The organism is Pseudomonas sp. AC463 (assembly GCF_979253585.1).
This window is the reverse complement of sequence record NZ_CEEDDZ010000008.1, coordinates 145,383-158,217: the sequence shown is the minus strand read 5'-3', so window position 1 is coordinate 158,217 and position 12,835 is coordinate 145,383. Positions and strand designations below refer to the sequence as shown.

The following is a 12,835-nucleotide window of genomic DNA, read 5'->3' as shown; positions in this document are numbered from 1 at the left end:
GTCACCACTGTTGTAATTGGTATGTGGGCCTATACGAGGTATCGGCTGGCCGCCGGGTTTTATGCAGGGTTTTATAAATATTCTTTTACACTTCTGACGACCGGCAGTTTCTGGCATCCTGCGCCTCCATTTTCTGACCCGAGCCCTCATTTTGTCTGACGCTCAAGCCCCTCGCCCGCGCTATAAATCCGACTTGATCTACGGCCTGGAAGACCGCCCGCATTTCACCGCCGCAATTTTTGCCGCGCTGCAGCATGTGCTGGCGAGTTTTGTCGGGATCATCACGCCGACCCTGATCGTCGGCGGCGTGCTCGGCCTGGAAAGCGAAGTGCCGTATCTGGTGAGCATGGCGCTGTTCGTCTCGGGGCTCGGCACCTTTGTGCAAGCGCGCACGTTCGGCCCGATCGGCTCGGGGCTGCTGTGCCTGCAGGGCACCAGTTTCTCGTTTATCAGCGTGATCCTCAGCGCGGGCTTCATGGTCAAGGCCCGAGGCGGCGGTACCGACGAAATCCTCTCGACGATCTTTGGCATCTGCTTTTTCGCGGCGTTTATCGAAGTGGTGCTCAGCCAGTTCATCGGCAAACTGCGCAAGCTGATTACCCCGGTGGTGACCGGCACCATCATTACCCTGATGGGCCTGTCGCTGATCAAGGTGGCGGTCACCGACATGGCCGGCGGCTTTGGCGCCAGCGACCTCGGCGCGGCCAGCAATATGGGCCTGGCAGCGCTGGTGCTGCTGACCATCGTGGTGCTCAACCGCTTCAACAACCCGTTCCTGCGCCTGGGGTCGATCGTCATCGGCCTGACCCTGGGTTTCGTGGTGGCCTGGTGGATGGGCCGCGTCGACATGGCCGCCCTGCCCCACGTGCCGTTGATCAGCGTGCCGGTGCCGTTCAAGTATGGTTTTTCGTTCGACTGGGTGGCGTTTATCCCGGTGGCGGTGATCTTCCTGATTTCGCCGCTGGAAGCCGCCGGCGACCTGACCGCCAACTCGATGATCTCGCAGCAGCCGGTCAAGGGCCCGCTGTATATCAAGCGCATCAAGTCGGGGCTGTTGGCCGATGGCCTCAACTCGGCCATGGCCGCGACCTTCAACAGCCTGCCGATGGTCACCTTCGCCCAAAACAACGGCGTGATCCAACTGACCGGCGTGGCCAGCCGCTACGTGGCGTACTTCATTGCCGGCCTGCTGGTGCTGCTGGGGTTGTTCCCGATGATCGGCGCGGTGCTGCAACTGATGCCCAAGCCGGTACTCGGCGGCGCGACCCTGATCATGTTTGGCACGGTGGCCGTGGCGGGTATCAAGATCCTCGCCGAAGCCGGCCTGCACCGGCGCAATGTGCTGATCGTGGCGATCTCCCTGGGCATGGGCCTGGGCGTCGCGGCCGTGCCGGAAGTGCTGCGCGAGCTGCCAAAAGCGCTGCACAACATCTTCGAATCACCGATCACCGTGGGCGCGTTCTGTGCAATCCTGCTGAACATTTTCCTGCCGGAAGAGTTCATAGAGCTGGAAGAAGATGAATTTGATCCGGAGTCCTCGACCCTCAAGGTGATGCAGGACCCGGACGTCGCGAAAAAATAGGAGCACCTTTTATATGCGCAAGCTCATGGTTCTATCGTTGCTGCTGCTGACCTTGAGCGCCTGCGCCCTGTTCCCCAACCGCGACCCGGTGAATATCAACGTGGTCGGGATCGAGCCGCTGCAAAGCCAGGACCTGGAAGTGCGCTTCGCCGTAAAGCTGCGGGTGCAAAACCCGAATGAAACGGCGATCGACTACAACGGCGTGGCCCTGGACCTGGAGGTCAATGGCCGGCCGTTGGCGTCGGGGGTGAGTGACCAAGCGGGAAGCATCCCACGCTTTTCCGAGACGGTACTGACAGTGCCGGTGAGTGTTTCGGCGTTTTCCGTGTTGCGCCAGACCCTGGGCCTGAGCCAGACCCAGAGTTTGAACAACCTGCCGTATGTGCTGCGTGGCAAGCTGGCGGGTGGGTTGTTTGGCACCATGCGGTTTGTCGATCGCGGGACCCTGGACCTGCCCAATACCGCGACGTGGTAAACAAGGTTAAAAATGTGGGAGGGGGCTTGCCCCCGATGGCGGCGTAACAGTCACCACTGATAGTGACTGGACCACAGCTATCGGGGGCAAGCCCCCTCCCACATTTTGACCCTGTTCAGTCAGTGATGTAGCGCACGCCCGGCTTGGCGCGCTCGTCCACCGTCAGCTCGAAAATGTCCGGGCGCGCATAGTGCCCCACCACGTCATAGTCATACCGCGCGCGCACCAGGTCGTCGGTGTTGATCTGCGCGGTCAGCAACCCGGCTTCATTGAGCAGCGGCCCGGCCAGGACGTCACCCATGGGGCCGACAATCACACTGCCCCCGGCAATCAATGGTCGGTCTGCCGGCCAGTTGGCCACCTCCATACCCAAGGCCTCAGGTGAAGCCTGGACCTGACACGCGCTGACCACAAAACAACGCCCCTCATGGGCCACATGGCGCATGCTCACTTGCCACATCTCGCGCTCATCCACCGTCGGCGCGCACCACACCTCCACACCCTTGGCATACAGAGCAGTGCGCAGCAGCGGCATCATGTTTTCCCAGCACACCGCGCCGCCGATCCGCCCTACGGCGCTGTCGATCACCGGCAAGGTCGAGCCGTCGCCCTGGCCCCAGATCAGCCGTTCGGTACCGGTGGGCATCAGCTTACGGTGCTTGGCCACCAGGCCGCCGAGCGGTTCGAAGTACAGCATCGTGCAATACAGGGTACTGCCGCTGCGCTCGATCACACCGAGAACCAGGCTGGCCCCGGTGCGGGCCGACAAGCCGGCCAGCGCCTCGGTCTCCACGCCTGGCACGTCAATGGCATTGGCAAAATAACGCGCAAAGGCTTCGCGACCTTCGGGCAGGCGGTAGCCCAATTGCGTGCCAAAGCCTTCGCCTTTGGGGTAGCCACCCAGCAGCGCTTCGGGCATCACCACCAATTGCGCGCCGCCGCGGGTGATCGCGTCTTCATAGGCGAGGATTTGCGCCAGGGTCTCGGCCTTACCGCCTGGCAGGGCACCGATTTGCAGGGCGGCCACGGTAGAAATGGGCATCACGTTCACTCCGAATCAGGGGGGGTTGCCCATTCTCCCGCCAGCCTCGATCATGAATAAAGCCCACCTCAGTACTGAATGATATGAGCCAAACAAATATCGCCCAGGTCGACCTGAACCTGCTGAAAACCTTCGAAGCCCTGCATGACGAGTCCAGCGCCAGCCGCGCGGCCCTGCGCCTGGGCGTTACGCAGTCGGCTATCAGTGCGGGCTTGCGGCGTTTGCGCGAGGTGTACGGCGACCCACTGTTCGTACGCACCGGCCGCGGCCTGGCGCCCACGTTGCGCGCCAATCAGTTGAAGCCGGTGATCAGCGAAGCCCTGGAGCGCTGCCGACAGAGCCTGGCGATGGTCAACCCGGACAACCCGAATTACCAGGGCCGCTCGGTGGTGGTGGGTTTGTCCGATGACTTCGAGATCGCCTACGGCCGCCGTCTGATGCAGGCCATCGCCCAGCGCTTGCCGAAGCTGCGGGTGATCTTCCGCCAGACCCACAGCCAGATCGTCGCCGCCGCCCTGCTCGACCGCAGCCTGGACCTGGCGATTACCGCCGGCGGGTTCGCCCAGGGCCGGCTAAGCCGCCAGGTGCTGGGTGAAGGCGATTACCGCTGCCTGGTCGACCCGGCCAGCCTGACACCGGGGCAGATGAGCATCAGCCTCGACGAGTTCGTCAGCCGCGAGCATGTGTTGGTGTCGTCGGGCGGGTTTATCGGGATTACCGATGAAGGGTTGGCGGCGCAGGGGCTGAGCCGCCAGGTGTGCGCCTCGACCAGCCACTTTGCCGCGCTGCCGTTTTTGCTCAAGGGCAGCACGGCGGTGGCGACCATTCCCGGGCATGCTGCCCAGGCCATCGCGGACATGACCGGCCTGCGCATGCTCGCGTGCCCCTTGGCGTTGCCGCGCTACCCGGTGGAGCTGGGTTGGCGCACCCAGGCCCAGCTGGATCCGATGTTGCAGAAGACACGCGAGGCGATTGCCGACAGCTTTACTTGGCGGCCGCCATCAGCTTGTTGACTTCACTGCGCACCATGTTGGAAAACTCCGGCGGCGACATGCCGTCGAGTTCGGCGCGAACCCATTCGGCCCACTTGCCCTTGCGCTTGGCGCGCTCGCCGAACAACCGTGCGGCTTCGCCCTTGGCCTTGCCCAGGTTGGTTTGCCACAGGTCGTAGAGGCGCGACTTTTCATCTTCCAGCTCGGCGCGTTCGGCGAGGGTCTTGTTGGCCAGATTGAAGCTCATGTTGAATTACCTGCTGCACAAATAGGCGACATCTTACACTGTAGGTCGAAATTTCCTGATCCGGATTTTTCCCCAAACCAGACTTGGGCAAAAAAACTGCAACTTTTGCAGCTCGCCAACACTCCATTGTTCACTGTCACATTCACCCGCAAGGAGTCACACCCATGGCCCGCAAAACTGCCGCCCAAGCCGTCGAAGAACAAATCAAGGATCAAGCCTTCAGCGAACTCACCGCGCTGATCGAAGAGTCGGACAAACTGCTCAAAAGCAGCGCCTCCCTGGTGGGCGAGGAAGGTGAAACCCTGCGTGAGCAGGTTGCGATCAAGCTCAAGCAAGCCCTGGATTCGGTGTCCAACGTGCGCGAACGCAGCAAGCCGGTGGTGGATGCCACCGAAACCTACATCGGTGGCCACCCGTGGCAGACCGTGGCCATTTCCGCAGGCTTCGGCCTGGTGGTTGGCCTGCTGCTGGGTCGCCGCAACTGATACAACGGGGCTGCGCCGCGTGCGCAGCCCGTTTTACCCCGCCAGTGCCTGCAACTGCCGAAGATCCTTGGCTTCAATCTCAATCCCGACTTCCTGCGACTTCGCCCGTGTGCGATGGCGCCGATCCCCCGGCAACCGCCGCAACCCCGCCGCATGCATCTGCCGCACCAGTTCCTGGCTGCGCTCGGCAAAGCTTTGGCCGGCGGTTTTGCTCGGGTCGATCAGGATCAGCAACTGCCCGGTCCAGGGCGTACGCGCACCGGGGTGATCGGCCCAATTGAACTCGAAAGAAAAGTTGCCGCCGGTCAAGGCTGCCGCCAGCAGTTCGACCATCATCGACAACGCCGACCCCTTGTGCCCGCCAAATGGCAGCAGCGCGCCGCCTTCCAGCACGGCCTTGGGGTCGGTGGTGGGCTGGCCGAGGCTGTCCACGCCCATGCCGGGCGGCAGGCGCTCGCCCTTGCGCGCGGCGATCTGCACGTCGCCGTGGGCAATCGCGCTGGTGGCCAGGTCGAAGACAATCGGCGCGCCATCGGCACGCGGGGCGGCGAAGGCGATCGGGTTGGTGCCGAACAGGGGCCGATCGGCGCCATGGGGCACCACGCAGGTCATGCTGTTGACTACGCTCAGTGCCACCAACCCTTCTTCGGCGAAGGGTTCGACATCCGGCCACAGCGCGGCAAAGTGATGGGAATTATGGATCGCCAGCAAGGCAATCCCGGCGCTGCGGGCCTTGGCCACCAGCAGCGCACGCGCCGCCTCGAGGGCCGGTTGGGCAAAGCCGTTGCCGGCGTCCACGCGCACAAAGCCTGACGCTACATCCGTGACCACAGGCGTAGCCTTGCCATCCACCCAGCCGCTGGCCAGGGTGCTGAGGTAACCGGGGATGCGGAAGATCCCGTGGCTATGGGCGCCGTCGCGTTCGGCGCTGGCGCAATTGTGCGCCAGGATCGCGGCCACCTCGGGCGAGGTGCCGTGCTTCACAAATACGCTGTGCAGCAACCCCACCAGGTCGTTGAAACCAATGAGCGCTGTAGCACGTTCAACTATCGGGGACTGGGCTGACATCTGTAGCTCCGATTTTATAATTGGAAGAGACAACAAGAATCCAGACCGTCGATTAAACAACGCCGCCCGTGCCTGCTGTCAACGGGCGCTTTGGATCGGCACCATTTATCTACCGCCACGTGCGCTGTACCACTACCTAACTTGGGGCCTTCCAACCGCCGCAACGATGGAGAACGCAGCATGACGAGCGTCACCCCCCCCTATTATTTTCAAGAGTTTCTTCTGCCGGGCAGCCGCCGGGGGCCGACCCCACGAGAGCGGGAATTGGGCTTCACGGTGAAGGATCTTGAATGGCTGTACACCGTGTACCGCGCCACTGACGCGGCACGCAGCGACTCGACGATACGCGGCTACCCCATGTGCGTGGAAAGATTGCTGGTCAACCTCAGCGGCCAACCCGCGCTGCCGTTGGCGGGTACCTTCATGATGAGCGCTACGCCCGACAAAGCAAAAGCTGTGCTCTATACCCCCTACGGCGGCCTTGAACTGTTCGACAGCCGCGCCACCCTGCTCGCTGAAGTGAGCTCGCGCCTCACGCAGCCGAGCCAGCGTACTGAACTGCTACAGTTTGTGTCTATCGACGAACGTGACGCGCTGCCACCCAACGCCCTACTGAGCGTGACCACCTCGGTCATTCAGGGCCAGGTCATAGAGGACCAGGAAAACGCCATCCTGACAGCCCAGCGCAAGAACGTAGCAACAATGCTTGGCGAGTTACGCAAACTCCCCAGCCTGAATACGATGCTCGACACGTTGCTGGGCATCCTGTCGCGCTCCTATTTCCCGGGGCTGAACCAAGGCGAAACACGCGTCAATACGTTCCGTCGTGCCTCAGCTGGCGAGAAGGATCACTGGATCGCCTCCGAGACCTTACGCGACGTACTGTTGCGTTTTTATATCGAGCAAGACTGGCCGGCCGATCAAACCCGCACCTACACCAACGCCGCTCACGACACCCGCGGGTTCAACCGGGAACAGCTGGCCGAGGACCAGCAACGCTGGGACAGCGTGGTCGAACAAACCAGCGGGACGCTCTCGAAGTTATTGAACAGCCTGCTGAAGACCTACTGGAATGAAGACGTCACTGCCGGTCGGTCGCGCTTGCAGTTTTTTGCCCAGGCGCTGCGTGACAAGTTCCGCGCCGACCTGCTGTTCAAGCACCAGGACTCGATTCTTAGCGCCGATGAAACCCGGGCATTACGTGGCAAAATCCTGGCGGACAAGGCCGAAGGTGATATCGACAACCACCACTTCAAGGTCGAGAAGGTCAGGGTTGACGCGCCCTTTCAACATCACGTCGACCTGGCCAGCACGTTGATGATCAGCAATTCCCACGCATACCTCTATACCCAATCGCGCGGGTTACAGGTGCTCACCAACCTGGAAGACCTTAAAGACGCACTGCTGACCATGCTCAAAAGCGCGGGTTATGAAGATGAGTTGTTTAATTTCCTGTCTCTGGATGAACGCAGTGTATTTGTGAGCATGGATCAGATACAGGTGACCGGCACGCCTGTCGACGGCGATGTCGTCAAGGCAATGCTCGAAGACATTATGGCCAAGCAGTCCGCCAACCTCGACTATGCACTGGGGCTTTATCGTCGCAGCGAAGGCAGCATCGACCTCGGCGCGCTGCTCGACAGCGCCCTGGATGTACGCGCCATGCTCGACAGTCGCCTGCTGGAGCAAAATACAGACGGGCGCTGGACCGTCCGCCCCATCACCAGCGGCGATGGCCAGCCCACCACAGTCCAGGCTGAAAAAGCCAAACTGCAGCTCAAGCGGCTGCAATCGATCGTGGAAGCCATGAAACCGGTTGGCAGCCCCCCCACTATTACCCTCGACAACCTGAGCACGCTGCCGACATTGCTGCTGGACAAGAACCAGGCGCACTTGAGCCAGGCGATGTTGCAGGGGCTGATCGGTGAGGCGCAACTGAGACGCCTGTACAAGAGTTTTCCGGCCGATGCCCTCGCATTGCTGGACAGCGCGCTGCACGCCGACGGCATGACCCGGCTCAAGCGCCACAGCCTGAACGGCTTTATACCGGATGCTTTTGGCTTGAGCGTAATAGTGGGCGCGGACACTACCCCCCACGCCCTGGCCAATTGTTTTGTACTGACCGAACGCGGTGGCACGGACGTCACTCACTCAGGAACGGCGGTGCTATGGACCCCCAGTCAAGGCTATGAACCATTTGCATCGATCATGGCCTTGCGTGAAGCGCTGGCAAAACGCCTACTGGACCCCGAGGCGCGCTGGTCCCTGACGGAAAATCTGCGGGCGTCCAAACGTACCCCCCATCAGTCCTTCCAGCTCGGCCCATTGCGACGGATCGACGACCATTTGCTGGACGACCGCCAGCAGACCTATAGCGACTTCGTCCGTGACGAAATTGAGCACGTGCAGGCAATGAAATTGAGCAAGACACGCCTTCAAGAATGGATGGGCAGATTGATCCAGCGGCCGCCGCCGACCAACCTGCCGAGGGCCATTGCCATCGCACGCACCATCACCCACCAGCAGGCACTCCCGGCATGGCTTGGCATGGCCCGGCCGCAAGAGCAGGTCCTGCACGCCGAACTGCTGGAGCAGTACCGCATCAGCGCACCGGACGAACGCGACTACCTGCACGGTATTACGCCGATGCGCGAGCAGGTGGTGAACGCCCTGTCGCCCCTGCTCACTGCGCGCTTCCCGGGGGACGTGATCGATCCGAATGACGTACTGATACCCGGTCGTATCAACCTGAAGGGCAACACGCTGAGCCTGCCGGACTTCGCCATGCGGCATTTAGCTCAATTACGCGCCGAGGATATCCACCCTAAATCGCAAACGACGACCCCATTGCCCGCGACACTGGACGGCACCGCGGTGGTGCAACTGCTTCGGCAACTGGACTTGAACGGCATTTACGAGAAGCTTGTGAACACTCACCTCAAAGGCAAGGGTGAGGATACGCGCGAGCGCCGCCGTTTTTTCTGTCGGCAACTGCCCTGGCAAATACTGCAGTTCGCCCATCAACAAAAACTCGATGATCGCCTGTCGGACTCGGCATGGAGCCTGGTCAAGCAAGTCTTTGATATGCCGGATGCGACGGCACGTAAAATCGTGGACGGTGCGACGGCGACCATTCGGCCTCTTGAATTGATCGCCACCAAGGGTGCAACGCTGGCCAAGGCCCTGGGCTGTTACCTCATTGGCCCAAAGGATGATACGGCCGGCCCTCTGGTCCTGTACGCGCCGTACAGTCCTCAACACTTATTGACCGAATACGCGAACGAACAGGCGCTAATCAATGAGTTCATCACCCCCGGCGCGCTGCAGGCCTGGGTTACCTGCCAGTTGGAAGCCCCCCATCAAGCTACCTACCGCAATTTGCTGAGCCAACAAAAAACCCGCGACAACCCGGAGATCAGCCTGGGTGCCCACCCTATCGCCGGTAACCTGTTCAAGCAGCTGTTTGAGGACAATAGCGAGATGCTGCTCCGAATGCTGGCCTGCCAGTTTTCCGAAGGGGGCAAGGAACGCTGGAATGCAGTCACCAACGTGTTCAGCCAAGGGATCCTCAAAGGGTTGCAGTTTATCGCCGGCAAACTGGCCTACCCGCTGGTGGTATGGCGCAGCTACCAGTTGTTCAAAAACTCCGCTGAAGACTTGCAGCAACACCGCTGGCAACACGCGCTCAAGAGTTTTATCGGCGGCGTGGCGCAATTGGCCTACTTACGCAACGAATTGGACACCGTACTGCCCTCAGAGCCAGTGCCGGAGCCAGAAGCAGACGTAGACGTCACGCAGGAAGAACCGCAGCAAGCGCCAGGACCCACCACCCCGACGCTGGCCGATCTGGACCTGACAGGCCCCGAGCGCACACAGCTGCAAGTCTTCGAAAGCCACGACACCGCCTTGGCGGACCTGACCAAAAGTACGTCGACACAACTTTACCGGGACAAGACCGGCACCCGGCATTTCGTGCCGTTGGCGGGCAAGGTCTACCCGGTGAAAGAAAACGGGGGACGCTGGCACCTGAGCCAAGACAAATCAGACGGCCCTTTTCTGCAACACAACGCCCAAGGGCAATGGGAGCTGGACCTTCGTGGCCGTTATGTAAACTTCGGACTGGCATCGAGCAAAGCCGCCAAATCGCGTCAGATTCGCAGAGATATAAAAAGCTTCATCAATGTCGAAGCGGTGGGCTTGGAGAACATGAGGGCGCTCTGCAGCTGGAAAGCATCGTGCGTTGTAGAAGCGATAAATGTCGCCACGTACTATACGGTCAACTGCAAACTCAATCTGCGCCACTACGCGGCAGTGCCTGGTCCTAAGAGCCGTTTGGCGCACTTTGTCAAAGATTTCTTCGACGTTGCCGCGCCCACCTCCGATCAAATGCAAAGAATCGAGAAGCGGGTCGACGAAGTCCTTGATGGGTTGACCGACCCCACACTGACCGGTCCCAACTCAATGCGTATTGTTGCCGGCACTCAACGCGCCCGGCCTCACGACACGTTTGCCTTCGCGATACCAGGAGACACAGGGAAGAAAATCTACCTGATGGATCGCTTCTTCGACCCGCAGATAGACGTGTATGAAAACCGTTTGAGCCAGCCGTTCAACCTCTCCCAGCACGCACGGGGGACCACATTCATTCACGAAATATCGCACATAAATTCCTCGACAGTCGACTTGGCGTATCTGGAAAGCATGCGGCCGTTCCACGACCTGCTTAACGTCAAAGTCAAAGGCACAACGAAGATGAAGAAAACACTTGCCGACGTGCGTCGTACTGCGTTGTCTACCCTCACGCCCGCCGGGCAGCTGTTCAGAACATTAAACGACGCCACGAACAAATGGGAGGACTTCGGCACCGACGAATCAACCAAAGAGCTTGAGGCTAAAGTCCTGAGTACCACCGGCGCCCTGACCCTTGCGCAGGCCCGACACACCTTCATGACCGACATAGACAAGCGTATCGACACGATCCTGGCCAATGCCGACTCTGTCACCTACTTGATCAGTGTGCTCGGCCGCGAACTGGACCCGGGCGCCTGAGCGGGGCCTTTGCTCAATTTCCCAGTGCCTCAAACGAGAATAAATGCCAATTGATGGGCAATTGCCATGACCGCTGTTCTCGCCATCCGCATGGGGAGGTTAGAATGTGCGAAATCAGGATGAGTCAATGAGCGAAAAGTCCCTTTCAGAAGCCGAATATGACGCCATCACCGACGCCGCCGCGCATTGGTGCATGCGCCTGCACGCGGGTGATTGCACCAGCGGTGAACGTCAGGCTTTTACGCAATGGCATGATGCCCACCCGCTGCACGCGTTTGAATACGCAGCGATGCTGGAAATCTGGGACGTCGCCGACCACCTGCCCCGCCACGAAACCAGCGCCGTGGTGGTGCCGTTCAAACCCCGCAGCCGCGTGCGTCGCTATGCGGTAGCGGCGGCGATTTGCCTGGCGGCCTTGCCGCTTGCCGCCTTTACCGGCTGGGAAGCCGGCTGGTTGCCGAGTTCCTATGAGCGCTTCCAGGCCGACACCGGTTTGCGTCAGATCACCTTGAGTGACGGCAGCCAGGTGGAACTCAACCTCGGCACCGAACTGGTCTATAGCAACTACAAGGATCAGCGCCGGGTCACGCTGAAAAAAGGCGAGGCCTTCTTCAAGGTCAGCCATGACAGCGCCCATCCGTTCATCGTGCATGCCGGCGCCGGCCAGGTGCGGGTCACGGGCACCCAGTTCAACGTGTGGAAGTACGAAGACCAGGTGCGGGTCATGCTGCTTGAAGGCTCGGTACAGATCGCCAGCGACCAGGTGCACGGCAGCGTGCCCATGACGCCCGGCATGCAGGCGAGCTATCAACAGGGCGATGCCACGCCTCGCGTACAGGCGATCAACCCCAATGACAGCGCCCTTGCCTGGCGCCAGGGCAAGCTGGTCCTCGACAACCTGGCCCTGGCCGATGCGTTGCCGCTGATCAACCGCTACCTGAACAAACCGGTGATGCTGGCCGACGCCAGCACCGGCGCGATTCGCATCGGCGGCATCTACAACATCAATGAGGTCAACAACCTCGTCCCCTCCCTGCCCAAGGTTTTACCGGTCTACCTGACCCAGAACCAGGACGGCAACCCCGTACTCAACGCCATCCCGCGTAAAACCCCCAAAGGCTGAGCCTTGCCCGCAGGCTGGGGCTTGCTCACGCCTGCGGTGTCCATTTTTGAAACACCTGCCTGGCCTGAAGCGCCCGCCCCGAGCGGATTCACGGTTTTGTCACGGGCGGTGTTACAGCGCTGATACACCCAGGTGAAACGTTTGTGGTATGGCGCCGAGCATTGGACGAAACGGTCGCTGTATCAGCCATGAAACAGCACTGACCTCATCTCGCCCACCTACAACCCCAACCTGTTGAATCACAACAATAAATCAAAAGCGGCACGCCTTCTGCTCTATCCCTTACAGCGCTGTTTAGGGTCAGCGCGAAGAATAAGGAATGCCGCCGTGATCACACTCACTCAAGGTTCGATGAACGTACTGTTGATCAGCTGTGCACTCAGCGCAGGCATCAGTGCTCCGAGCTTTGCCGACGATGGCGTGATCGTGATCGAGCGGGCTGTGCGTGGCCACATGTGGGGCCGCACCGCCGGCTCCGACCCAAGCCCCACGACTGCCAATGCCAACCCTTCCGCGCAAATCTTCCGTGCCACCAATGAACTGAACGACAACGATATTGCCGGCATCAGCAGCGGTGCCAGCATCACGCGCACCGTGCTGCCTGGTGGCACCCTCCCCGGTTTCGACAATAACGGTGGCGGTGTCGGCCTTGGCGCAGGCGGCGCAGCCAGCCACGTCGGTGGCAGCAGCCTTTCCGGTACGGTCAATGGCGCGGTGTCCCGCGGCCTTGCGCCGCTCAATACCATCGGCAGCATGGTTGGGGGGCGTTGAC

10 protein-coding genes are annotated in these 12,835 nt (G+C 60.8%); 7 read left to right on the top strand and 3 right to left on the bottom strand.

Features of this window, described 5'->3' with window-relative positions:
* The first annotated feature begins 151 nt into the window (after positions 1–151).
* Together AC0IYH_RS12425 and AC0IYH_RS12420 are read left to right on the top strand one after the other, a co-directional pair.
* Positions 152–1,582: a nucleobase:cation symporter-2 family protein gene (locus tag AC0IYH_RS12425; protein WP_116629929.1), complete on the top strand. Its 1,431-nt coding sequence runs from the start codon at positions 152–154 to the stop codon at positions 1,580–1,582.
* 13 nt (positions 1,583–1,595) lie between these two features.
* The gene (locus tag AC0IYH_RS12420; RefSeq protein ID WP_122773879.1) at positions 1,596–2,057 is read left to right on the top strand and encodes an LEA/WHy family protein; all 462 of its coding nucleotides are present in this window, start codon (positions 1,596–1,598) and stop codon (positions 2,055–2,057) included.
* A gap of 115 nt (positions 2,058–2,172) precedes the next feature.
* Here AC0IYH_RS12420 and AC0IYH_RS12415 read toward each other — a convergent pair whose 3' ends face one another.
* Positions 2,173–3,099, bottom strand: a complete 927-nt coding sequence (locus tag AC0IYH_RS12415; protein ID WP_471834560.1) for a carbon-nitrogen hydrolase family protein — start codon at positions 3,097–3,099, stop codon at positions 2,173–2,175.
* An 83-nt stretch (positions 3,100–3,182) separates the two neighbouring features.
* On the opposite strand from AC0IYH_RS12415, the gene AC0IYH_RS12410 reads away from it, so the two are divergent.
* Positions 3,183–4,112 carry a LysR family transcriptional regulator gene (locus AC0IYH_RS12410; protein ID WP_471834558.1) on the top strand — a complete coding sequence of 310 codons (930 nt, stop codon included), beginning with the start codon at positions 3,183–3,185 and terminating at the stop codon, positions 4,110–4,112.
* Here AC0IYH_RS12410 and AC0IYH_RS12405 read toward each other — a convergent pair.
* On the bottom strand, positions 4,084–4,338 hold the full coding sequence (locus tag AC0IYH_RS12405) for a hypothetical protein (RefSeq protein ID WP_003190904.1): 255 nt from the start codon (positions 4,336–4,338) through the stop codon (positions 4,084–4,086). The two genes, AC0IYH_RS12410 and AC0IYH_RS12405, sit on opposite strands and share 29 nt — an antisense overlap.
* 164 nt (positions 4,339–4,502) lie before the next feature.
* On the opposite strand from AC0IYH_RS12405, the gene AC0IYH_RS12400 reads away from it, so the two are divergent.
* The gene (locus AC0IYH_RS12400) at positions 4,503–4,823 is read left to right on the top strand and encodes an ElaB/YgaM/YqjD family protein (protein WP_017528517.1); all 321 of its coding nucleotides are present in this window, start codon (positions 4,503–4,505) and stop codon (positions 4,821–4,823) included.
* Positions 4,824–4,856: 33 nt separating this feature from the next.
* Here AC0IYH_RS12400 and AC0IYH_RS12395 read toward each other — a convergent pair whose 3' ends face one another.
* A complete protein-coding gene (locus AC0IYH_RS12395) occupies positions 4,857–5,891 on the bottom strand; it encodes an Ldh family oxidoreductase (RefSeq protein ID WP_122773876.1) in 1,035 nt (344 codons plus the stop codon).
* A gap of 180 nt (positions 5,892–6,071) precedes the next feature.
* Here AC0IYH_RS12395 and AC0IYH_RS12390 point away from each other — a divergent pair, with 180 nt between their 5' ends.
* The 3 genes from AC0IYH_RS12390 (at position 6,072) to AC0IYH_RS12380 (ending at position 12,834) form a co-directional block, all read left to right on the top strand.
* Positions 6,072–10,940, top strand: a complete 4,869-nt coding sequence (locus AC0IYH_RS12390; RefSeq protein WP_471834556.1) for a dermonecrotic toxin domain-containing protein — start codon at positions 6,072–6,074, stop codon at positions 10,938–10,940.
* A gap of 127 nt (positions 10,941–11,067) precedes the next feature.
* Positions 11,068–12,063 carry a FecR family protein gene (locus AC0IYH_RS12385; RefSeq protein ID WP_116629936.1) on the top strand — a complete coding sequence of 332 codons (996 nt, stop codon included), beginning with the start codon at positions 11,068–11,070 and terminating at the stop codon, positions 12,061–12,063.
* A 327-nt stretch (positions 12,064–12,390) separates the two neighbouring features.
* Positions 12,391–12,834 carry a hypothetical protein gene (locus AC0IYH_RS12380; protein ID WP_177411982.1) on the top strand — a complete coding sequence of 148 codons (444 nt, stop codon included), beginning with the start codon at positions 12,391–12,393 and terminating at the stop codon, positions 12,832–12,834.
* Position 12,835: the final 1 nt, after the last annotated feature.